General features: G+C 71.1%; 17 protein-coding genes. 9 read left to right on the forward strand and 8 right to left on the reverse strand.

Features of this window, described 5'->3' with window-relative positions; all coding sequences use genetic code 11:
• Positions 1-15: 15 nt before the first annotated feature.
• On the reverse strand, positions 16-882 hold the full coding sequence (gene prmC, locus ACIA6A_RS05065; protein ID WP_396096078.1) for a peptide chain release factor N(5)-glutamine methyltransferase: 867 nt from the start codon (positions 880-882) through the stop codon (positions 16-18).
• A 115-nt stretch (positions 883-997) separates the two neighbouring features.
• Between prmC and ACIA6A_RS05070 the strand changes: the two genes are divergently transcribed.
• Genes ACIA6A_RS05070 through ACIA6A_RS05085 form a run of 4 tightly spaced genes read left to right on the forward strand, consistent with a single transcriptional unit; the run spans position 998 to position 6,540 of the window.
• Positions 998-2,503 carry a diguanylate cyclase domain-containing protein gene (locus tag ACIA6A_RS05070; RefSeq protein ID WP_396096079.1) on the forward strand — a complete coding sequence of 502 codons (1,506 nt, stop codon included), beginning with the start codon at positions 998-1,000 and terminating at the stop codon, positions 2,501-2,503.
• Positions 2,504-2,526: 23 nt separating this feature from the next.
• Entirely contained in the window at positions 2,527-3,849 is a 1,323-nt protein-coding gene (locus ACIA6A_RS05075) for a PQQ-binding-like beta-propeller repeat protein (protein WP_396096080.1), read from the forward strand.
• Positions 3,850-3,858: 9 nt separating this feature from the next.
• Positions 3,859-5,208 (forward strand): hypothetical protein, encoded by a 1,350-nt coding sequence (locus ACIA6A_RS05080; protein ID WP_396096081.1) that lies wholly within the window; start codon positions 3,859-3,861, stop codon positions 5,206-5,208.
• Between the two features lie 24 nt (positions 5,209-5,232).
• On the forward strand, positions 5,233-6,540 hold the full coding sequence (locus ACIA6A_RS05085) for a PQQ-binding-like beta-propeller repeat protein (RefSeq protein WP_396096082.1): 1,308 nt from the start codon (positions 5,233-5,235) through the stop codon (positions 6,538-6,540).
• Here ACIA6A_RS05085 and prfA read toward each other — a convergent pair.
• Both prfA and rpmE read right to left on the reverse strand, forming a co-directional pair.
• The gene (gene prfA, locus ACIA6A_RS05090; RefSeq protein ID WP_396096083.1) at positions 6,524-7,615 is read right to left on the reverse strand and encodes a peptide chain release factor 1; all 1,092 of its coding nucleotides are present in this window, start codon (positions 7,613-7,615) and stop codon (positions 6,524-6,526) included. The two genes, ACIA6A_RS05085 and prfA, sit on opposite strands and share 17 nt — an antisense overlap.
• Positions 7,616-7,694: 79 nt before the next feature.
• Entirely contained in the window at positions 7,695-7,919 is a 225-nt protein-coding gene (gene rpmE / locus ACIA6A_RS05095) for a 50S ribosomal protein L31 (protein WP_396096084.1), read from the reverse strand.
• A gap of 193 nt (positions 7,920-8,112) precedes the next feature.
• Here rpmE and ACIA6A_RS05100 point away from each other — a divergent pair, with 193 nt between their 5' ends.
• From ACIA6A_RS05100 to ACIA6A_RS05110, 3 genes are read left to right on the forward strand one after another with little or no spacing between them, the layout of a single operon-like run.
• Positions 8,113-9,177, forward strand: a complete 1,065-nt coding sequence (locus ACIA6A_RS05100) for an RNA ligase (RefSeq protein ID WP_396096085.1) — start codon at positions 8,113-8,115, stop codon at positions 9,175-9,177.
• Positions 9,174-10,070 carry an AAA family ATPase gene (locus ACIA6A_RS05105; RefSeq protein WP_396096086.1) on the forward strand — a complete coding sequence of 299 codons (897 nt, stop codon included), beginning with the start codon at positions 9,174-9,176 and terminating at the stop codon, positions 10,068-10,070. Before ACIA6A_RS05100 ends, ACIA6A_RS05105 begins: the two co-directional genes overlap by 4 nt.
• Positions 10,070-10,702 (forward strand): RNA ligase family protein, encoded by a 633-nt coding sequence (locus tag ACIA6A_RS05110; RefSeq protein ID WP_396096087.1) that lies wholly within the window; start codon positions 10,070-10,072, stop codon positions 10,700-10,702. Before ACIA6A_RS05105 ends, ACIA6A_RS05110 begins: the two co-directional genes overlap by 1 nt.
• Here ACIA6A_RS05110 and ACIA6A_RS05115 read toward each other — a convergent pair.
• From ACIA6A_RS05115 to thrB, 3 genes are all read right to left on the reverse strand, one after another.
• Entirely contained in the window at positions 10,686-11,834 is a 1,149-nt protein-coding gene (locus ACIA6A_RS05115; RefSeq protein WP_396096088.1) for a nitric oxide synthase oxygenase, read from the reverse strand. The genes ACIA6A_RS05110 and ACIA6A_RS05115 overlap by 17 nt on opposite strands.
• A 133-nt stretch (positions 11,835-11,967) precedes the next feature.
• Positions 11,968-14,229 carry a transcription termination factor Rho gene (rho, locus tag ACIA6A_RS05120; protein WP_396096089.1) on the reverse strand — a complete coding sequence of 754 codons (2,262 nt, stop codon included), beginning with the start codon at positions 14,227-14,229 and terminating at the stop codon, positions 11,968-11,970.
• Positions 14,230-14,522: 293 nt separating this feature from the next.
• Entirely contained in the window at positions 14,523-15,458 is a 936-nt protein-coding gene (gene thrB / locus ACIA6A_RS05125) for a homoserine kinase (RefSeq protein WP_396096090.1), read from the reverse strand.
• Between the two features lie 43 nt (positions 15,459-15,501).
• Here thrB and ACIA6A_RS05130 point away from each other — a divergent pair, with 43 nt between their 5' ends.
• The gene (locus tag ACIA6A_RS05130; RefSeq protein ID WP_396096091.1) at positions 15,502-15,843 is read left to right on the forward strand and encodes a hypothetical protein; all 342 of its coding nucleotides are present in this window, start codon (positions 15,502-15,504) and stop codon (positions 15,841-15,843) included.
• Here the strand turns inward: ACIA6A_RS05130 and ACIA6A_RS05135 are convergent, their stop codons facing one another.
• Positions 15,844-17,067: an MFS transporter gene (locus ACIA6A_RS05135; RefSeq protein WP_396096092.1), complete on the reverse strand. Its 1,224-nt coding sequence runs from the start codon at positions 17,065-17,067 to the stop codon at positions 15,844-15,846.
• Positions 17,068-17,145: 78 nt separating this feature from the next.
• Positions 17,146-20,397 carry an efflux RND transporter permease subunit gene (locus tag ACIA6A_RS05140; RefSeq protein ID WP_396096093.1) on the reverse strand — a complete coding sequence of 1,084 codons (3,252 nt, stop codon included), beginning with the start codon at positions 20,395-20,397 and terminating at the stop codon, positions 17,146-17,148.
• Between the two features lie 134 nt (positions 20,398-20,531).
• Between ACIA6A_RS05140 and ACIA6A_RS05145 the strand changes: the two genes are divergently transcribed.
• Positions 20,532-21,005: a MarR family winged helix-turn-helix transcriptional regulator gene (locus tag ACIA6A_RS05145; protein ID WP_396096094.1), complete on the forward strand. Its 474-nt coding sequence runs from the start codon at positions 20,532-20,534 to the stop codon at positions 21,003-21,005.
• Positions 21,006-21,407: the final 402 nt, after the last annotated feature.

A 21,407-nucleotide genomic window follows, 5' to 3' on the forward strand; every position in this document is an offset into this window, starting at 1 on the left:
TGGCCGCGACGCGGCTCACACGCGTTGGGCCGTCGCATATCGTGGGCGGCCGGTGAGGTCGTTATGGGCGGTTACCGCGGTGAAACGACCGTCCGCGCGCAGCAATTCGGGCACCTCCGCGCCGTGCACGTCGTCGTGCTCGATGCCGACCACTCCCCCGGCCCGCAGCAGCTCCGCGGCCAGCCGGATCACCGGCCGGATCACGTCCAGGCCGTCCGCGCCGCCGAACACCGCCTCGGCCGGGTCGTGGTCGGCGACCTCGGGCGGCACCGCGGTCCCGTCCGGCACGTACGGCGGGTTGCAGAGCACGACGTCCACCTGTCCGCGCAGGTCGGGCAGGATGTCCGGGTCGGTCACGTCCGCCTCGACGACGCGGACGGCGGACGCGTTGCGGCGCAGGAAGGCCAGCGCCCGCGGCGAGCGTTCCACCGCGACGACCAGAGCGGGCCGCGCCTCCTGGGCGACCGACAGCGCGATCGCGCCGCTCCCGCTGCACAGGTCGACCACCGTCGCACCCGGCGCGGTGTGCTCGACCCCCCAGCCGGCCAGCAGCTCGGTCTCCGGCCGGGGCACGAAGACACCGTCTCCCACCTCGAGCTCGAGATGCCGGAAAGCGGCGGTCCCGAGCAGGTGCTGCAACGGCACCCGGGCCGCCCGCCGCTCGACCAGGTCCTCGAATCGGCGCAGCTCATCGGCGCGGACCGTGTCGATGAGGAGCAGCCGCCCCCGGCCGACCCCGAGCACGTGCGCGACGAGCAGCTCCGCATCGACGCGGGGGGATGCGACACCCGCCGAGGCGAGCCGCGCGGTGGCCGCCGCGAGCGCGGGCACCAATCGAGTCCGGTCCGTCCCCTCCGAGGGGTGTTCGTGCGCGACTGTCACGGCATAATCATGGGACGTCGTATCGCGGCGGCGGCCGGCCGGGTCGTCGATCGATGGACGTCGTCGTTCAGTGGGCGTCGTCGGCAGGAGGGGCCTGAATGGCCGTGGCGGTCTCATGACCTGGTTGGACCAGCTACCGGACTGTGTCGACGATCTGCGCCTCGCCGGCGATCTCCAGCAGGGTGGCCGGTCGGCCGAGGCGCTACCGATCCTCGACAAGGTCCTCGAGATCACCACCGACCCCCTGACCAGGGCGTACGCACTGGTCCAACGCTTCGGCTCGCTCATCAACCTGGGCCGGATGGGCGATTTCGCCACCGCCATGACGCTGGCCAGCAACGCCGTCAACGAGACCTCCGACCCGTACCTGCGCGGGCAGATGCACGCGTTCGCCGCGCTCGGGGCCCACCTGCAGAGCGCACTCGACCGGGGCGTCACGCACCTCGTGCAGGCCTCCCGGGCGCTGGCCGCGGTGCCCGACGGCGGTCCCGAGGCGGCGTGGGGCTGGCACGACCTCGCGATGGCCTACTCCTACCTGGGCTTCCACGGCCACGCGCTGACCGCGATCGAGCAGGCCCGCCAGGTCGGCGCCGCGGCCGGGATGACCCCCGAGCTGTTCGCCGCCCCGGGCATCCGGCTGCGCAACGCCGTCTCGCTGGATCATCAGGGCGACTCCGACGGCTGCCTGCGGGTGCTGCGCGACATCGACGCCGAGCTCACCCGCTATGTGGCCACCGGCGCCGACGTCCGGTTGCGGCCCAGCACCCGCCCGGTCTACGGGTACGCCCTGGCCCGCCGGGCCGCGCTGGGTGAGACCCCCGAGACCGACGTCGCCGCGCTGCTCAACAGCGGCGGTGACAGCGTGCGTTCCCGGGACCTGCGCCACCTCGGCGGCGTGTGCCTGGACATCGCCGCCGGCCGGCCCACCCGGGCGCTGCGCAAACTGGACGCGGTGCCGGTCTCCCCCGAGATCCTCGGTCCCGCCGAGCCCGCCCGGTTACGCAGCATCTGTTATGCCGTGGCCGGCGAGCACGAGGCCGCGCACACCGCCGACCGGTATGCGTTCCGGCTCGCCGCCCAGCGCATCGACCGGCTCCGCGACGGATACCTGGACGGGGTCGCGGCCCGGCTCGACGCCCAGGAGACGCACCGCGACGCCGGCCGCTACGGCGACGAGACCCTGACCGACCCGCTGACCGGGCTGCCCAACCGCCGCCAGCTCGAACGGTACGTGGCGACGATGCTGGCCCGGGGCGAGCGCGCGGCCATCGGGGTCTGTGACCTCATCGGCTTCACCGAGGTCAACGCCCGGCACGGCCGGCACTGCGGCGACCTGGTGCTGCAGCGCATCGCCGGCGTGCTGAGCCGGGTCATGCGCCGCGGTGACTTCGTGGCCCGGTTCGCCGGTGACGAGTTCGTGGTGGTGCTCCCCGGCGCCGGGCCGACCCAGGCCGGCGAGGTGTCCCGCCGGATCAGCGCCGCCGCGGCGGGCGAGAACTGGCAGGTGCTGGTGCCCGGCACCCCGATCGGGCTGGCGGCCGGCTGGTCCGAGGTCGGGCCGGACCGGCGCAGCCTCAGCGGCGCCCTGGCCGCCGCCGCGGGCAACCGGACCCCCGCCTAGCCCGGCGGCCCTACGCTGCGGTCATGGCCGTCATCGAGCTGGGGCTCGTCACCGGGGACGACGACGGCCGGCCGCCCACGGCGCCCTGGCGACCGCATCCCCGGCTGCTGATCGCCACCGTCCTGGTGGTGTGCCTGTGCACGATCTCCGGGTCGGTGCCACCCCGGCCGCACCCGTTCACCGAGCTCTGGAGTGTCGCGTTCCGGGCCGAGACCGACTCGTTCGTCATGCTCGGTGACCGCGTCTACGTGCTCTCCTCGGACGGTGGGCGCCGGTTGACCGCGTACGAGCAGCGCACCGGCACGATCCGCTGGACCGTCGCCGGGCTCGACGACGCGTTGTGGGTCAACCGTGCCGCAAGCGGGGTGCTGCTGCTGCCGACCGGGAACACGACAGTGGAGTACGACCTCGGCGACGGCCAGACCGGGATCCGGGAGTTCGCCCCGGACCTCGTCGCCGTCGACACGGCGACCGGGCGCCGGTTGTGGCGCCGGTCCGGTGAGTTCCTGGCCGCGCGCGAGGGCCGGGCGTTACTGGTCGACTGGAACGAGCCGGGCGACGCGGTGCGGGCGGCACGGGTGATCGACCTGCGCGACGGCACGACGGTCTGGTCGCTGTCCGAACCCGGCCCGCGGACCTGGGTCGCCGTCGACGACGGGGACCCCGACCGGGTGGTCGTCGTGCGCGACGGCGGGCGGGTGTCGGTGCACGACCTCGCCGACGGCCGGTTGGTCGCCGACGGCCGGGTGCCCTGGCCGGAGGCGACGGACTACTCCACGGTGCTGACCGTCACCGGCCACACCTTCCACATCCACAGTGCCGAGGGCGACCTGGCCGGGGTGTCCGTCCACGACACCGAGACGCTGCGCGAGAAATGGCACGCGACGTCGACCGGGGGCGGGTTCTACAGCTGCGGAACGATCATGTGCGGCAATCAGAGCAACGGGATCACCGGGTACGACCGGGACACCGGGACCGCGCTCTGGCGGCTCCGGGGCGACGGGTACGCCACGGAGCTCACCGCCGACCGGCTGCTCGTCGAGCTCGGCACCGAGGAGGCCGAGCGGATCATGATCGACACCCGCACCGGCCGGCAGCTGGCCGACATCGGCTCCGGCCGGCTCATCGCCGTGCGGGGCACGCCCGGCCCGTGGTACCTGGTGAACGAGACCGCGGACCCGCCGGGCCGGACCTCGGTGGCCGAGCTGGACGACCGGACCGGTGAGACCCTGCTCCGCGGCAGCATCGGCACGGCTCCCGGGTACGCCTGCGAGAGCATCGGTGACGTGCTCACCTGTGGCGGCCCGCAGACGCTCACGGTCACCGACGTGGGCCGGGTCTTCTAGGCTGCCGCCATGAGCGTCATCGAGCTCGGGCTCGTCACGGACGAGGACCCCGGGCCACCCGTACGCCCCTGGCGCCCCCGGCTGTCGCGGCTGGGGGTGGCCACTGTCGTGGTCCTCTGTGCGCTCACGGTCACCGGTTCGGCGCCGGTCCGGTCGCACGCGCCCCTGCCGTTGTGGAGCATCGGCCTCGAGGGCGGTGCTCCCGGTGACGTCATGGGCAGCGGATTCATCATCTCGCGCGACGCGGTCCACGTCCTCACCAACCCTCGCGAGGGGCGCCGGCTCAGCAGTTACGACGCGCGTACGGGTGCCCTGCGCTGGAGCCACCCGATGACCCGGCCGGTGGACCTGAGCACCGTCGAGTCCGGGGTCATCGTGCTGCCGGCCACGTACGAACCGGTGACGATCGAGCTGAGCGACCACAGCGTGGCCACCCGCATGATCAGCCGCTCGACGGTCGGCGTCGACGCCGGCACCGGACGGCAGCTCTGGGCGGTCCCGGGCGAGCTGTCCTTCGTCCACGACGGGCTGGCGCTGGTCGCCGTGTGGGACGACAAGGGCGAGAGCGTCCGGTCGGTACGCGTCATGGACCTCCGCGACGGCACCACCGCGTGGACCCACCCGGCCGCCGGTCTGCACGACTGGTACTACGCGGACGGTTCGCCCACCGGGCGGCTGGTCAGCGCGACGACCGCCGGGAACGTCGAGGTCCGCGACTTCACCACCGGCGCGATGATCACGTCCCGCCGCCTGCCGGGGGTCCGCCGGATGGGCGCGGACATCGGCCGGCCGGACCTCACCGTCATCGGCGGCACGCTGCTCACCCGTACCAGTGTGGGGGAACGGGCGACCCTGACCGCGTGGGACACGGAGACGCTGCGCGAGCGGTGGCACGTCGACGGCCCGCAGGTCTACGGCTTCTACGACTGCGCGCCGGTCGTCTGCGTCAACGAGGAGACGCTCTCGGGCCGCGACCTGGCCACCGGCGAACGGCTGTGGCAGCGGGCCGGCAACGGGTGGGCGAACACCCTGGCCACCGGTGTCCTGGCGACCGAGGACGGCACCGAGGACACCCGGCGGACCATCGTCGACGCCCGGTCCGGGCGCGTCCTCACCGATCTCGGCACCGGCACGACGGCCTGGTCCGACGAGCCCGCCGACGTGGCCTACGCGCTGATCCCGACCCGGGAGCCGGCCGGGCGTACGGCGGTGAGCCGGCTGGACGGCCGCACCGGCGCGGTGACCCGGCTGGGGGTCGTCGACCCGGTGCGCGAATACGGCTGCCGGGCCGCCGGCACGCTGCTGGCCTGTGCCACCACCGCCGGCCGGCTCATGGTGCTGGACCTCGCCCCCGAGTGACGCGAGGGCCCCTACGCTGCGGTGATGGCCGTCATCGAGCTGGGGCTCGTCACCGGGGACGAGCCCCGGGCGCAGCCCTGGCGCCCGCGTCCCCGGCTGCTGGCCGCCGCGGTCGCGATCCTCTGCCTGCTCACCGTCACCGGTTCGGCACCGGTCCGGTCGCACTCCTTCACCGAGCTGTGGAGCGTGCCGTTCCAGGGCGACGCCGACGCGTTCACCATCACCGGCGACGCCGTGTACGTGCTCTCCGGCGCGGAACTGACCGCCTACGAACCGCACACCGGGGCGACCCGGTGGACCGTCCCCGGTCTGGACGGCGTGCCCTGGATCGGCCCGGTGGTCGCGGACACCGTCCTGCTGCCGGCCGGCGCCGTCGACGACAGCTCCGATTTCGGCGGGAGTGGATCGGGCGAGGCCGAGACCGTGGCCATCGACGCGGCCACCGGGCGGCAGCGGTGGCGCCTCCGGGGCGGGATCATCGACCTCGGCCCCGGCCGGGTCCTGCTCGGCGGCGGCCGGGATGCCGCAGGGTCGCTGCGGGTGGTGGACCTGCGCGACGGCTCGACGCTGTGGTCGCGGACCGGCCTGGGCGCGCAGACCCGGGTGGCGGCCGGCACCGGGACCGCCGACCGGGTGGTCACCGCGACCGCCGGCGGCCGGGTCACGGTCCAGGACGCCGCCGACGGCCGGCTGGTGGCGACCGCGGGCGCGCTGTGGCCGGCCGGTGGCCCGGACACCGCGTTCGACGTCGCCGTCACCGACCACACGCTGCACGTCCAGCGGACCGACTACAACGCGACGACCCTGACCGTGTACGACACCGAGACGCTGACCGAACGGTGGCGGACCACCCGGGTGATCAACGCGTACTACGACTGCGGACCGGTCATGTGCCTCGTCGACCAGCTCGGGCTCGCCGGCGTCGACGGCACCACCGGCGACCGGATCTGGTTCCGCCCCGGCGACGGATTCGGCCGGCCGCTGAGCACCGACCGGATCCTCGTCGACCGGCCGGCCGGCGGCATCGGCCTCGACGATCTCCTCAGCGCCCTGGTGGACAGCCGCACCGGCCGGCAACTGGGCTACCTGGACGCGCTGGAGCTGATCCGGGAACCCGGCCGGCCCGGTCCGGCGTACCTCATCAAACGGCGGACCCGGCAGCCGCCCGGCCGCAGCGCGATCGCCGAGCTGAACGAGCGCACCGGCGAGGTGCTGATGCGCGGCAGCATCGAACGGCCGCTCGACTACAGCTGCGAGAGCGCGTTCGACGTGCTGGCCTGCGTCACCGCGGATGCCCGGCTCGTCGTCACCGACCTCAGGGGCGGCGGCTGATCTCGGTGCCACCGGCCAGGCGGGCGGCCCGGTCGGCCTCACCCAGGGCGTCGAGGACGCCGTCCAGCTCCCCGCCGAGCACCAGATCGAGGTTGTACGCGGTGAACCCGATCCGGTGGTCGCTGATCCGGTTCTGCGGGAAGTTGTAGGTGCGGATCCGCTCCGACCGGTCGACCGTACGGATCTGCAGCTTGCGGGCGTCGGAGGCGGCCGCGTCGGCCTGCTCCTGGGCGATGGCGAGCAGCCGGGAGCGCAGGATCCGCATGGCCGACTCGCGGTTCTGCAGCTGGCTCTTCTCGTTCTGGCAGCTCACCACCGTGCCGGTGGGCAGGTGGGTGATGCGCACCGCCGAGTCGGTGGTGTTGACCGACTGGCCGCCCGGCCCCGACGAGCGGAACACGTCGATCCGCAGGTCACCCGGCTCGATGTGCACGTCGACGTCCTCGGCCTCGGGCAGCACCAGCACGCCGGCCGCCGAGGTGTGGATGCGGCCCTGCGACTCGGTGACGGGTACCCGCTGCACGCGGTGCACCCCGCCCTCCCACTTCAGCCGCGACCAGACACCGTGACCGCCGTCGGGCACGCCCTTGGTCTTCACCGCGACCGACACGTCCTTGACGCCGCCGAGGTCGGACTCCTGGGAGTCGATCACCTCGACCACCCAGCCCCGGCGCTCGGCGTAGCGGGTGTACATCCGCAGCAGATCGCTCGCGAACAGCGCCGACTCCTGGCCGCCCTCACCGGCCTTGATCTCGAGGATCACGTCCTTGGCGTCGTGCGGGTCCCGGGGGATCAGCATCTCGCCGAGCTTCTCCTCGAGCGCGGGCAGCACGGCACCGACCGCCTCGACCTCGCTGGCGAACGAGGGATCCTCGGCCGCCAGTTCCTTGGCCGCGGCGAGATCGGCGCGGGCCGCCTCGAGGTCGTTATGGGCGGCGACCAGTGGCGCCAGCTCGGCGAAGCGCCGCCCGACCCGGCGTACCAGGGCCTGGTCGGAGTGGATGGAGGGATCTTCCATCTGCTTCTCGAGCTGGGTGTACTCGTCCAGCAGCGTCGAAAGGCGGTCGTTGCTCACGTGGGTCCCCCTCAAGGGCCTGCTTACACGCCAAAGGCGCCCGGCCCCGCAGAGCGGAACCGGGCGCCGTGGAGGCTGGTTACTTCTTCTTGGCGGCGGTGACCTTCGCGTACTTCGCCTGGAACTTGGCGACCCGGCCCGCGGTGTCCAGCACGCGCTGCTTGCCCGTGTAGAACGGGTGGCAGGCGCTGCAGGTCTCGACGCGGATGCTGTCGCCCTTGGCGGTGCTGCGGGTCGAAAAGGTGCTGCCACAGGAGCAGATGACCTCGGTCGAGGTGTACTCCGGGTGGATTCCGCTCTTCATGTCTTCTCGGTCCCTCTCGATGATCGGGTCGCCGGGTCGCCTGCAATTGCGAGACGTGAACCGGAACCTCTACTGGCCGATGTACCAGTCTGCCATGTGAGGCACCCCCCACGGAAATCAGGAGGCGGCAGGTGGTCCGTGGTCGATAACGTGAGCACCCTTCCGAGCATTCCCCCCAGCAAAGGAAAGTGTCATGACGCTGCTCGCGGACGTACTCGACCCGGCCGATCTGGCTACGGCGATCGAGGCCGGGCTCGTGCGCAAGCAGCGCCATCCGACCCGGCCGTTCGAGATCTACAACTACACCGAGGCCGCGCAGTACGCGGGCGCCTGGACCCCGGTGACACTGATGTGCCGCGGATTGATCGTGGACACCACGTCCGGTCTGCTCCTTGCCCGCCCGTTGGCGAAATTCTTCAACCACACCGAGATCCAGGCGCCCGCGTTGGAGCCTGCGGCAAAGGTGACGGTAACCGACAAAGCGGACGGGTCGCTCGGCATCATCTACCCGGACGGGGACGAATGGGCCGTGGCGACGCGGGGCTCGTTCGCGTCCGAGCAGGCTCTGCACGCGACCGAACTGCTGCGCACCCGGTATTCCGGGTTCACGCCGCCGGCCGGGCTGACCGTGCTCGTGGAGATCATCTACCCGGCGAACCGGATCGTGATCGATTACGCCGGGCTGGACGATCTTGTGCTGCTCGGCGCCGTCGACATCGCGAGCGGTCAGACGTTCGGGCCCGGCGCGGTGCCGCGGTGGCCGGGGCCGGTGGTCGAATCGTTCGAGTATGCGACGCTGGCCGACGCGCTCGCCGCTCCGCCGCGGGACGGGCGGGAGGGGCTGGTGGTGCACTTCACCGGCTCCGACGAGCGGGTGAAGATCAAGTACGCCGAGTACGTACGGTTGCATCGGCTGGTGACCGGCCTCACCGACCGTACGGTCTGGGAGATCCTGGTCGCCGGCGGTGACCTGGACACGCTGACGGCACCCCTGCCCGACGAGTTCCACGCGTGGGTCCGCCGGGTGGCGAGCGAGCTGACCGCGGCCGTCGACGGGATGGCGCAGGACGTGGAGAAGGAGTATTCGGAGATCGTCGCCGGCCTGCCCGAGGGCTGGACCCGGCGCGATTTCGCGGCGGTGGCCGGCCGCCGCACGAACCGCTGGGCGCTGTTTCTGCGCCTCGACGACAAGGACTACCGCCCGGGCATCTGGCAGCACGTGAAGCCGGCCGGGGAAGGAATGAGCACAACCCCATGACCAGGCTTTTGATCACCCGGGGGTTGCCCGCCTCGGGCAAGACCACGTTCGCCCGCAAGCTGCAGCCGAATGTCGTCCGGGTCAACCGGGACGACCTGCGGCGGATGCTGCACGGGCAGCGGCTGCTCACCCAGTGGGCCGAGGGGCAGGTCACGCACGCCCAGCGGGCCTCCGTCGAGGCGCTGCTGCGGGCCCGGGTGGACGTGATCGTCGACGACACCAACCTGCGCGGCAGGACCGTCCGCGACTGGGCGGAGCTGGCCGCGCGGTTCCACGCGACGTTCGAGGTGCACGACTTCACCGACGTGCCGATCGAGGAGTGCCTGCGCCGCGACGCCGGCCGCACCGGGGACGAGCACGTCGGCGAGGCGCCGATCCGGCGGATGCACGAGCGCTATCTCAAGGGCAAAAACCTGCCACTGCCCATCCCGTACGTGGAACCGGGCGGCCCCGGGCTCGTCTACGAACCGGATCCGGAGCTGCCCGCGGTGGTGCTCGTGGACATCGACGGCACGGTGGCCCTGATGCGGAACAGGAGTCCGTTCGACTGGTCCCGGGTCGGCGAGGACGCCCCGAACCCGGCGGTGATCTCGGTGGTCCGGGCGATGCACGCGGCCGGGAACGCGATCGTGTTCTGTTCCGGGCGCGACGAGGTCTGCCGGGGCGAGACACAAGCCTGGCTGGATCTTTACGTGGATGTGCCGTACGAAGGACTATTCATGCGACCGGCCGGGGACAGTCGCAAGGATGCGATCGTGAAGCGGGAGATCTTCGATCAGGAGATCCGTGACCGCTGGCGGGTGGCAGGCGTGTTCGACGACCGGCAGCAGGTCGTCCGGATGTGGCGTGAGCTGGGGCTGACCGTGTTCCAGGTGGCTGAGGGAGACTTTTAGTGAGCGGGCAGGCGGGGAAGTATCCGCGGACTTTCCACCTGCCCGACTCCCCCGGCGCGACCAAGGACGACCGCGTTCAGCGTGATCTGTCCTGGCTCGACGGCGAGCTGGTCGTGACCGAAAAACTCGACGGCGGCAACCTCACATTCACGCGGGACAACATGTATGCCCGTTCCCTCGACTCGGGCACCCATCCCTGGGACGTGCCGGCCAAGGCGTTGTGGGCCATGACGGCGTACCGGATCCCCGACGAGTGGCGGGTGTGCGGGGAGTCGATGTGGGCGCGACGCTCCATCCCGTACACGGATCTGCCCGGTGTCTTCATGGTCTTCGGCATCTGGGACGAGACGAACACACTGCTCGGCTGGGACGACACGGTCGACTGGGCGCAGCGCCTGGAGCTGCCCGTGGTGCCCGTCCTCTATCGCGGGGGCAGCCTCAGCGAGGCCCGTGCGGCCTGGGCCGGCCGGCATTCGCCGGAGACCTCCGAGGGCTTCGTGGTCCGGGCCGCCGGGCGGATCACCGCCGACGAGTTCCCCCTCAAGCTGCTCAAATGGGTACGCCCTGAGCACGTGCGCACCGAGGCCTCCTGGCGGCACCGCGACGATTTCGCGGTCAATGGCTTCGCATAGGGCAGTGCGCCTCCTCGCCGGGATAGAAGTTCGGCCGTAAATCCATCTCCTCGTAGTAGCGGTGGAAGACCGGGGTGGCACTGCCGGACAGCGGCGGCACGATCCAGGTCCAGTCGGCCGGCACCGGACGGCCCGCCTTCTCCTCGTTGCGCAGGTGGGCGATGAAGCGCCGGGACTCGGTGTGGTGGTCGGTGATCGTCACCCCGTCGCGTTCGAAGGACCACAGCACCGCTCGGTTCAGCTCGACCATGGCCCGGTCCCGCCACAGCGTCGACTCCTGGCTGGTGTCCAGTCCCATCCGGGCGGCGACCAGCGGCAGCAGGTCGTACCGGTCGGTGTCGGCGAAGTTGCGGGCGGCGATCTCGGTGCCCATGTACCAGCCGTTGAACGGCGCGAGCGGGTACTGCACGCCGCCGATGCTCAGCCGCAGGTTGGCGATGGCCGGTACGGCGTGCCAGCGCAGCCCCAGCTCGGCGAACCAGCCGAACTCGGGGTGGGCCAGGGGTACCTCGAGGATCGCGCGTTCGGGGAGCTCGTAGAGGCGTACGGGCTCACCGGGGACCTCCACGGCGAGCGGGAGCACGTCGAACGCCTCGCCCTTGCCCTGCCAGCCGAGGCCCCGCATCCGGTCGGTGAACGCGATCTGGCCGGGGTCGCCGACATGGCCGCCGTCCTCGGTGCGGTACCCGGCGTACCGGATCAGCTGTTCGTTCCAGACCCGCGCATGGGCCCGGCCCGGCTGGGCCGGCGGGAAGATGCTGATCGTCGGGCGGATCCGGCCCCCGGCGGCCGTCGTCTCCAGGTGGTGCACGACCAGGTGGAAGATGTCGTCCGCGGTCCGGGCCCGGCGCCGGTCGAACACCCGCAGGCTGCGCCAGTACAACCGGCCGATGCAGCGGCTGGAGTTGCGCCAGGCCATCCGGGCGCCGTGGGTGAGCTCGTCGGTGGTGTGCACGTAGCTGCCGGTCGCCGCGATCTGGGCGCGCACGATGGCCAGCCGGGGTTCGACCGGGCCGAGGCGGGGGTTCTCCAGGTAGCAGCGGCGCAGGAAGTCCTCGGCCTCGCCGGGATCGGCGGGTGCGATCGGGTCCCACGGTTCGGCTGGATGGTCCCGGTAACCAGGCACGATCATCGACGCGACCTCCCCAGATCGAATGGTGCCTGGGAGGTTCGCACGACCCTGTCCGGGGTCACTCGCACCCGATGTGCGACTCAGGGCCGGCCACCTTGCGGTGACCGGCCCTGATGTGTCGCTTCTGCCGTGCTTACTCGCCGGGGGTGCTCTTGGCGATCTGCATCAGGAACTCGACGTTGGTGCGCGTCTGCTTGAGACGGTCGAGCAGCAGGTCCAGGGCGGCGCCGGACTCCAGGGAGCTCAGCACCTTGCGCAGCTTGTGGATGATCGCCAGCTCTTCCTTGCCGAGCAGGATCTCTTCCTTACGCGTACCGGACGGGTGCGTGTCGATGGCCGGGAAGGTACGCCGGTCGGCGATCTTCCGGTCCAGCTTCAGCTCCGCGTTACCGGTGCCCTTGAACTCCTCGAAGATGACCGTGTCCATCATCGAGCCGGTCTCCACCAGCGCGGTGGCGAGAATGGTGAGCGAGCCACCGTTCTCGATGTTGCGCGCCGCGCCGAGGAACCGCTTCGGCGGGTACAGCGCCGTCGAGTCGATACCACCGGACATGATGCGACCGGAGGCGGGCGCCGCCAGGTTGTACGACCGGCCGAGCCGCGTCACCGAGTCGAGCAGCACGACGACGTCGTGTCCCAGCTCGACGAGGCGCTTGGCCCGCTCGATCGCCAGCTCGGCGACCGTGGTGTGGTCCTGCGGCGGACGGTCGAACGTGGCCGCGATGACCTCGCCCTTGACCGAGCGCTGCATGTCGGTGACCTCTTCGGGCCGCTCGTCGACCAGCACGACCATCAGGTGGCACTCGGGGTTGTTGTGGGTGATCGCGTTGGCGATCGCCTGCAGCACCATCGTCTTGCCGGCCTTCGGCGGCGAGACGATCAGGGCCCGCTGGCCCTTGCCGATGGGCATCACCAGGTCGATGACGCGCGTGGTCAGGATGTGCGGCTCGGTCTCCAGCCGCAGGCGCTCCTGCGGGTAGAGCGGGGTGAGCTTGTAGAACTCGGGACGCCGGCGGGCTTCCTCGGGCTCCATCCCGTTGATCGTGTCGAGACGCACGAGCGGGTTGTACTTGTCCCGGCGCTGGTCACCGCTGTTGCTGTCGCGGGGCGCGGACCGCACCGCACCGGTGACCGCGTCACCGCGGCGCAGCCCGTGCTTCTTGACCTGCGACATCGACACGTAGACGTCGTTCGGGCCGGACAGGTAACCGGTGGTCCGCACGAACGCGTAGTTGTCAAGGACGTCGAGGATGCCGGCCACCGGCACGAGGACGTCGTCCTCGTTGGTGTGCGACTCCCGGCCACCGTCGCGGCCGCCGTCCCGGCCACCCTCGCGGGCCCCGTCACGGCCGCTGCCGCCGGTGGGCGCGCCGGCCTCGGTGCCGTCCCGGTCACGGCCGCGGCGACGATCCCGGAAGCGGCTGCGCCGGCTGCGCCGGCCACCCTCGCCGCCGTCGGCGTCGTCATCGTCGTGCACGGCGTCGTTGCGCGGACCCCGGTCTCCCCGGTCACCCCGGTCGGGACGGTCGCCCCGGTCGTTCCGGTCGGGACGGTCGCCCCGGTCGGTGCGATCGGGCCGGTCGTTGCGCTCGGTGCCCTCGGTACGCTGCTGCTGGTTGCGCTGCCGGTCGCGGTTGCGCTCGCCCCGTTCCGGGCGCTCGCCCCGCTCCGGCCGCTCGGTGCGCTCGATCGGCTCGGTGCGCTCGTTCGGCTGAGCCGAGTCGGTGCGCGCGGCGTTCTCGGTGCGCGGGGCCTGCTCGGTGCGCGGGGCCTGCTCGGTGCGCGGGGCCTGCTCGGTGCGCGGGGCCTGCTCCGGGCGCTGGGCCTGCTCCGGGCGCTGGGCCGGCTCGGTGCCCTGGGTGCGGGTCTCGGCGGCCGGTGCCTGCTCACGGGGCTCGCGCGGCTCACGGTCGGCGCGCTCCTGCCGGTCGGGCCGCTCCTGGCGGTCCCGGCGGCTGCGCCGTCCCTGCTCCGGCTCGGTCGCCTCGGCTGCCGGGGTCTCGGTGACCGGGGCCTCGGCCCTGACCGGGGCCACGACGGGCGCGGTCGCCTTCACCACGGCCGGGGGCTGGGCGGCCGTCTCGACGACGGGCAGCGTCTCCTGCACCGCGGCGGCCGAGCCATTGGTCCGGCGCGCCCGCGGGGTGCTCTCGGCGGCAGCCGGAGCGGCGGAGGATCCGCCGTTCTGACGCTCCGAGATCGCAGTGATCAGCTCGCCCTTGCGCATCCGGGCGGTGCCCGAGATGCCGAGGGACGCGGCAAGACTCTGCAGCTCGGGCAGCAACATCGCGGACAGCCCGGTGCCGCCGCGACGACGCTTGGTGACAGCCGTGGTGGTGGCGCCGTCATCAGCGACGTCAGAAACACCCGACGTCACGTCGGTGGTGTCGCTCAATGGATTCCTTCCGTCGAAAAAACCAAGATCACCCGGGTCTGCAGCTTGGTGGCCGGGTGTCCTCGGAGCCCGCTTCGCACCTGCGGCGCGGGAGTTTGCAGCACGGCAGCTCGACGGTTTCCCGCTCCATCAGGCGTTGACGGATAGGTCTCGGCGAGTGCAGCGATCTGGAGACCTGCTGCCCGGCGTGTGCCTGAAAGAGATGAGACGAGCCAGATCGGCAAAAGTCTCGGGGGTGCGCGCCGAACCGCAGAGATCGCTTGCTTCGCGGCTGTGCTAGGTCTTGAGCGTAGTCAACTCTGACGACCTGCGGCAACAGGGCCCCGCTCGGCGTGTTCCACCATACTCCCTTTGACAAGGGCTCCGGTGACATCCACGCCCAACTTTTCCGCGCGCCATTCTGTTCCCGGGTGGAAATCCGCAGGTGGGGACCCGAATGCCAGCACTGTCGGACCTGCGCCACTGACCACCGCGGGCACCCCGACGGACCTCAGGGACGCGACGAGGGAGGCCGTTCCGGGCATCGCTTCTGCCCGGTAGCCCTGGTGCAACCGGTCCTCGGTGGCGGTCAGCAACAATTCCGGGTCGTGCTGCAGGGCATGCACGAGCAGGGCCGCCCGCCCGGTGTTGAACGCGGCGTCCGCGTGCGGCACGCTGGCCGGCAGCGCCGCCCGCGCCGTCGAGGTCAGGCCACGTTCCTCAGGGACAAAAATCGTCGGGTGTACGCCCTCAGCGGTCGCCAGCCGCACCGCACGAGCCCCGGAGGCCTCGGTCCAGGCGATGGTGAACCCGCCGAGCAGGCACGGCGCGACGTTGTCGGGGTGCCCCTCGAGCCGGGCCGCGATCCGCAACGCGTCCGCATCGGTGATCTTCGTCGTGGCCAGCGCCCGGGCCAGCTGCACCCCACCCACGATGGCGGCCGAGGAGGAGCCCAGCCCACGCGCCTGCGGGATCCGGTTGACGCACTCCACGGCGACCCCGGCCGGACGCCCACCCAGCTCGTCGAAGGTGGCGAGCATCGCACGCACGACCAGGTGGGTCTCGTCGGTGGGCAGCTCGCCGGCACCCTGCCCGCTGACCGCGACGGTGAACCGGTCACCGGTGACCCGGGCGGACAGATCGTCGTACAGCGTGAGCGCGAGACCGAGGGAGTCGAAGCCCGGTCCGAGGTTGGCGCTGGTCGCCGGGGTACGCACCGCGACCTGCTCAGAGACAAAGGTCAAACCCATCAGGCCATGCTAGGTCCAGGGCCCGTTTAGTACCTTCACCGGCATGAGCGTTGGTTACTTCATCTCGGTGTTCGCGGGGCACGTCCCGATGCTGGCGGTGCTGATCGGTGGTGCCGTGCTGCTGGCGTCGCGCCGGGAACGGCTCGGCAAGCGGTCGGCGAACATGGCCTACCTGGGTCTGGGCGCGCTGGCGCTGGGCCAGATCATCGGGTTGATCTGGACCCTGTCACTGCCCAGCCTCTATCAGGCGCTGGGCTCGTCGGTCACGAGCTACGGCATGGTCTCCTTCGGTTTCACCGCCGTCACCACTCTCCTCGGCGCCGCCGGTCTCGGCCTGATCATCGCGGCTCTCGTCGTCCGTCCCATCCCCGCGCCCCAGCAGTGATCAAACCGGCGCCTTCTCCACGAGACTGAGTTTCCTGGTCGCCACCCGCCAGCCGATCGCGTAGACCAGGGTGATCAGGCCGCAGCCGGCCAGCACCACCCGCTCGTCGACGTGGTCCACGACCAGAGCCGCACCGAGCTGACTGACCGAGATCGCCAGGGTCGCCAGCATCAGGTCGGTGGCGAAGACCCGGCCGCGCAGCCGGTCCGGCACCTCACCCTGCAACGCGTAGTTCGACAGCACCCAGTTCGTGCCGCCGGCGAAGTGCGCCACGAACACCAGCGCGCCGACGAGCGGGAACCACGGTGCGAACGCGGCTCCGAGGTAGCCGAGGCCGTACAGGCCCATCGACAGCGCCAGGCCGGGCAGCAGCCAGCTGCGGTGACGCAGCACCGGGCGCATCACCAGCGGGCCGATCAGGGCACCGGCGCCCCGCAGCGCGAACAGCAGGCCGGTGCCGAGCGCGCCGGCCCCGTACAGGCCGGCCAGCAGCGGGAAGACGGTCAGCACCCCGTTGCCGAGGCCGACCGCGGACTTGACCGTGACCAGGGCGCGCAGCCGGGGCCGGGCGCCGATGTAGCGCAGCGCCTCCAGCAGGGCGGGCCAGCTCCGGGCCGCGGCCACGTCCGGGTCCCGGGGCGCCTGCAGCGGGCGGCGGATGAGGACGGTCAGGACCGCGGCGAGAGCCAGGAACGCCGCCGCGACCGCGAAGCTGAGGTACGGGCCGGCGACGCTGCTCACGATGCCGCCGAGCGAGGCCCCGACGATGGTCATCGTGCCCCAGGCCGAGCCGGCCACCGCGTTCGCCGCGGCCAGGTCCTCCGGGTCGACGACGTTCGGCAGGGCCGCGGACGCCGCCGGGGAGTAGAACGCCTTCGCCACGGCGACCACCCCGATCGCGACCAGGGCGATCCAGGCGGTGGCGGACGTTCGTACCAGGAAGAGCAGCAGCGTCGCGAGCAGCGCGACCATGTTCGCCGCGATGAGGATCTTGCGGCGGTCGACGCGGTCGGCGACGGTCCCGGTGTACGGCAGCAGCAGCGCGTTGATCCCGGTGTCCGCGGCCAGTACCAGCGCGCCCCAGACGCCGCTGCCGGTGAGCTCGGGCAGCAGCACGAGCAGCGGGACCATGACGAACCAGTCGGCTCCGAAGACCACCATCTCGGCGACGAAGAGCCGGCGGAAGTCTTTGTTCCTGGTAAGGACCGAAAGCGGAGTTGCCACGTACGCAGACAGTACCGGCCGCCCAGCGGAGCGCTGGACGGCCGGTAGTGGTGGTGGTGCTCTCTTACCGCGTCTGGCTTACTCCGTCTGGCGCTTCGGCATCTTCAGGACCTCGAACTGGTCCGTGTAGCCCCGCAGCGCACCCTCGGTGTGCACCGGCGCCTCGTGCGCGCCGCCGCTCGAGTCCGGCACCGGCACGTCGTCCGGCACCGTGGTGTCGTCGCCCTCGGCGGCGTGCTTCGGCTCGGCCTTCAGCGCCTTCTTCTCGTCGCGCCGTTGCCGGCGCTTGACCTTGGTGTTCTCGACCATCGTGTAGATGGCCGGCACCAGCACCAGGGTCAGCAGCGTCGAGCTCACCAGGCCACCGATCACGACCACGGCCAGCGGCTGGGAGATGAAGCCACCCTCGCCGGTCAGTCCGAGCGCCATCGGGAGCAGGGCGAAGATGGTCGCGATCGCGGTCATCAGGATCGGGCGCAGACGATGCCGGCCACCCTCGACGACCGCCTCGCGGACACCCAGTCCCGCCGCTCGATAGTGGTTGATGAGGTCGAGCAGCACGATGGCGTTCGTCACCACGATGCCGACCAGCATCAGCACACCGATCAACGCCGGCACACCCAGCGGCGTACCCGTGATGAGCAGCAACGCGATCGCGCCGGTCGCCGCGAACGGGATGGAGATCAGCAGGATCAGCGGCTGGATCAGGCTCCGGAACGTCGCCACCATGATGATGAAGACGATCGCGATGGCCGCGAGCACGGCGAGACCGAGGTCCGCGAACGCGTCTGCCTGGTCCTGGCTGACACCGCCGATCTCGTACGTGGCGCCGGCCGGCAGCGTCAGCGCATCGAGCTTCTTCGTCATCTCGGTGGTGACCGCACCGACGTTCGAACCGGTCGCGGTGCCGTTGACCGTGATGCTGCGATTGCCGTCGATCCGGGTGACCTCTTGCGGGCCGTTGACCTGCTTGACCTGGGCGATCGTGTCGAGCGTGACCGGACCCCGCGGGGTCGTGACCGGCAGCTTGCCCAGCGCGGCGGCGTCCGCCGGCGGGGCGCCGAGGTTCACCACGACGTCCTGGGTGGCGCCGTCCACAGTGATCTGCCCGGCCGGGACCGAGCGGAACGCCCCGGCGACGGCCTGACCGATGGCGGCCTCGGTGAGCCCGGCCCGGGCGGCGGCGGCCCGGTCGACCGTGACGTCGAGGCGCGGCACACTGTCGGCCAGCGTCGAGGTGACGTCGGTGACGCCCTCGGTGCCGGCCATCGCGTCCTGGACCTGCTTGGTCGCGGCGGCCAGCGTGGTCTGGTCACCGGCCTGCACGATCACCGACAGCTGGCTGCCGTTGAAACCGGTGCCGCTGTCCGCGCCGACGGTCACCTCACCGATGTCGGACATGCCGTCGAACGCGGCCTTGAGCTCGTCGGACACCTTGACGGAGTCGACATCCTCCTTCAACGCGATGTTGAAGCTGGCCCCGCTCGCGCCACCGGACCCGACGAACGGGTTGAAGTCGCCACTGCCGACCGTGACCTGGTAGGTCTCGATGTCGTCGCGACCGGCCAGCACCGCCTCGACCTTCTTGGCGGCCGCGTCGGTGGTCGCCAGGTTGGTGCCGACCGGCAGGTCCTGGGTGACCGTGACGGTGTCCTGGCCGGACTGGTCGATGAAGTTGGTCTCCAGCCGGGTGGCCAGCCCGAGCGTCCCGAGCAGCACCACGACGCCGATCGCCACGGTGCTCCAGCGGGTGCCGCGGCTGCGGGTCACCCAGCGGATGATCGGCAGGTACGACCGCTGCAGCGGGCTGCGCAGCTCCTTCTCCTCGGCGGCCTGGCGCACGGCCTCCGACTCGGAGCCACCCTCGGCCGGGCTGAGGAACCAGTAGGCGAGGACGGGCACCACGGTCAGCGACACGAACAGCGACGCGAGCAGCGCCACCGTGACCGTGATCGCGAACGGCGAGAACAGCTGCCCGACGAACCCGCCCACCAGGGCGATCGGGGCGAACACGGCGACCGTGGTCAGCGTCGAGGCGGTGACCGCGCCGGCCACTTCCTTCACGCCGGCCGTGATGGCGTGCACCTTCTCCTCGCCGTACCCGAGGTGGCGCTTGATGTTCTCCAGGACGACGATCGAGTCGTCCACCACCCGGCCGACGGCGATGGTCAGCGCGCCGAGCGTCAGCAGGTTGAGCGAGTGGTCACCGATCTTCAGGGCGATCAGCGCGATCAGCACGGACAGCGGGATCGACACCGCGGTGACCAGCGTGGACCGCACCGACAGCAGGAAGATCAGGATGACGATGATGGCCATGACCAGGCCGAGCAGACCCTCGGTGGTGAGCCCCTCGATGGACCGCTCGACGAACGGCGCCTGGTCGGTGATGACCGTGAGGTCGGCACCCGAGGCCGACTCGAGGTCCGCCAGCTTGTCGCGCACCTCGTGGGAGATCTGGACCGGGTTGCCGTCCGGCGACGCGGTGACCGCGATGCCCAGGCTCTCCTTGCCGTTGGTCCGGGTGAAGGAGGTGGCGGTGGCGAGCTTGCTGGTCACCGTGGCAACCTGACCCAGCGTCGTCGGAGCCCGGGCGCCGGCCAGATAGAGGCCCTTGAGCTGCTCGACCGTGCTGATCTGCGAACCGACCTGCACACTGAGCGACTTGGTGCCGTCGTCCACCGAACCGGCCGGGATCGAGATGCCGTTGGTCTGCAGCAGCGTCGTGATGTCCTGCGGGCTCGCGCCGGCCGCGGTCAGCTTCGCGAAGTCCGGAGCGATCACCACCTGCTGGGTACGGGTACCGGTGACCGAGACGTCCCGGACGCCCTCGATCGCGTTGAGCTCCGGCACGACGGACTGCTCGAGCTTCTGGGCCAGGGCGCTCTGGTCGTCGCCACCGGACGCGGCGAGCACGATCGCCGGGATGTCGTCTGTGCCACCGGCGAAGATCGTCGGCTCGACGTTGTCCGGCAGCTGCGACTGGATCCGGTTGACCGAGGTGGTCAACTGGTTGATCGCGTTGTCCAGGTCGGTGCCGAACTCGAACGTGACCTGGATGGTCGCGGAGCCCTCAGCCGTGGTGGACGTGATGGAATCCAAGCCGTCGGCGCCCTTGACGGCGTCCTCGATCGGCTTGGTGACCTGCGCTTCCATGATTTCCGGGCTCGCGCCCGGCAGGACCGCCCCGATGAACGCGCCCGGGAACTCGAGCGACGGCAGCAACTGTTGCTTCAGGGACGGAATGGTATAAAAGCCGAAACCGGTGATCACCACCGCGATGAGGGCGACGAGCCCACGGTTCGCGAGACTGAGCCTGGTCAGAAATGACATGTGCTCCCCCGAAAAGTTCGGTCAAGACATATAGTTTGCCCGACGCGAACAAATGGTTTTCGTCCGGGGGCACTGGTAGCGTCCGGTCACAAGATGGACGCAACACGGCCATCTGCGCGCAACACGGAGGTGCGGTGGCCGAGAACAACCGACTCATCGCGGACATTATGGGTGCGCAGCACCGGCTGCAGGAGCTGTTCGTGCGGGACCGATCGGATCCGCTCTTCGAGTCACAGCTCACCATGCAACAGTTCAAGATCCTGATGATGCTCAGCCGCCTCGGCGACACCTCGGGCCGCGAGCTGGCAGGCTTACTGGGCGTGAGCCTCGCCACCATGAGCGGCATGATCGACCGCCTGGTGGCCCACGACATGGTGACCAGGACCGAGGACCCCCACGACCGCCGGGTACGCCGCATCAGCCTCAGCCCCAACGGCCGCGAGATGATCGACAAAATCGTCAACGCGGGCATGGAGATGCAGCACCGCCTCCTGGCCCGCCTCACCGCCGCCGAACTCGAAACGGTCCTGAACGGCCTGCACGCCATGATCCGCGTAGCCGGCGAAGACCTGGCCGAGACCCCCCACCCCGACCCGGCCCGCGCCTGACCCCACCCTCAGCCAAGGCTGCCTGCACCCGGTCCAGCACCACCCAGGCCCACCCCATTCGGGGCCGCCTCGCCCTCATCCCGGCCTGACCTCACCCAGCGCCGCCCTGGCCCAGGCCTACGCCCGGGCCCGACCCGCTCAGGCCCAACGTCACCCGGTGGCAGCTGCCGACCTCGGGGGACGACCGGCCAAGCGAAATGGCGGCCCAACCGAGACAGCGGCCCAACCGAGACAGCGGGCCAACCGAGACAGCGGGCCAACCGGGACAGCGGGCCAACCGGGACAGCGGGCCAACCGGGACAGCGGGCCAACCGGGACAGCAGGCCAACCGGGACAGCAGGCCAACCGGGACAGCAGGCCAACCGGGACAGCAGGTCCGCGAGACGGCGGGCCAAGCAGAAC

The sequence above is a fragment of the Actinoplanes sp. NPDC051494 genome, assembly GCF_044454705.1.
GTDB lineage: Bacteria > Actinomycetota > Actinomycetes > Mycobacteriales > Micromonosporaceae > Actinoplanes.

Excerpts from the sequence above, each read along its gene's own strand:
- rpmE (WP_396096084.1), bottom strand. The coding sequence starts at position 7,919 with ATGAAGAGCGGAATCCACCCGGAGTACACCTCGACCGAGGTCATCTGC.
- ACIA6A_RS05100 (WP_396096085.1), top strand. The coding sequence starts at position 8,113 with ATGACGCTGCTCGCGGACGTACTCGACCCGGCCGATCTGGCTACGGCG.
- ACIA6A_RS05105 (WP_396096086.1), top strand. The coding sequence starts at position 9,174 with ATGACCAGGCTTTTGATCACCCGGGGGTTGCCCGCCTCGGGCAAGACC.
- thrB (WP_396096090.1), bottom strand. The coding sequence starts at position 15,458 with ATGGGTTTGACCTTTGTCTCTGAGCAGGTCGCGGTGCGTACCCCGGCG.
- ACIA6A_RS05140 (WP_396096093.1), bottom strand. The coding sequence starts at position 20,397 with ATGTCATTTCTGACCAGGCTCAGTCTCGCGAACCGTGGGCTCGTCGCC.
- ACIA6A_RS05085 (WP_396096082.1), top strand. The coding sequence starts at position 5,233 with ATGGCCGTCATCGAGCTGGGGCTCGTCACCGGGGACGAGCCCCGGGCG.
- ACIA6A_RS05075 (WP_396096080.1), top strand. The coding sequence starts at position 2,527 with ATGGCCGTCATCGAGCTGGGGCTCGTCACCGGGGACGACGACGGCCGG.
- ACIA6A_RS05080 (WP_396096081.1), top strand. The coding sequence starts at position 3,859 with ATGAGCGTCATCGAGCTCGGGCTCGTCACGGACGAGGACCCCGGGCCA.
- ACIA6A_RS05115 (WP_396096088.1), bottom strand. The coding sequence starts at position 11,834 with ATGATCGTGCCTGGTTACCGGGACCATCCAGCCGAACCGTGGGACCCG.
- ACIA6A_RS05130 (WP_396096091.1), top strand. The coding sequence starts at position 15,502 with ATGAGCGTTGGTTACTTCATCTCGGTGTTCGCGGGGCACGTCCCGATG.
- ACIA6A_RS05070 (WP_396096079.1), top strand. The coding sequence starts at position 998 with ATGACCTGGTTGGACCAGCTACCGGACTGTGTCGACGATCTGCGCCTC.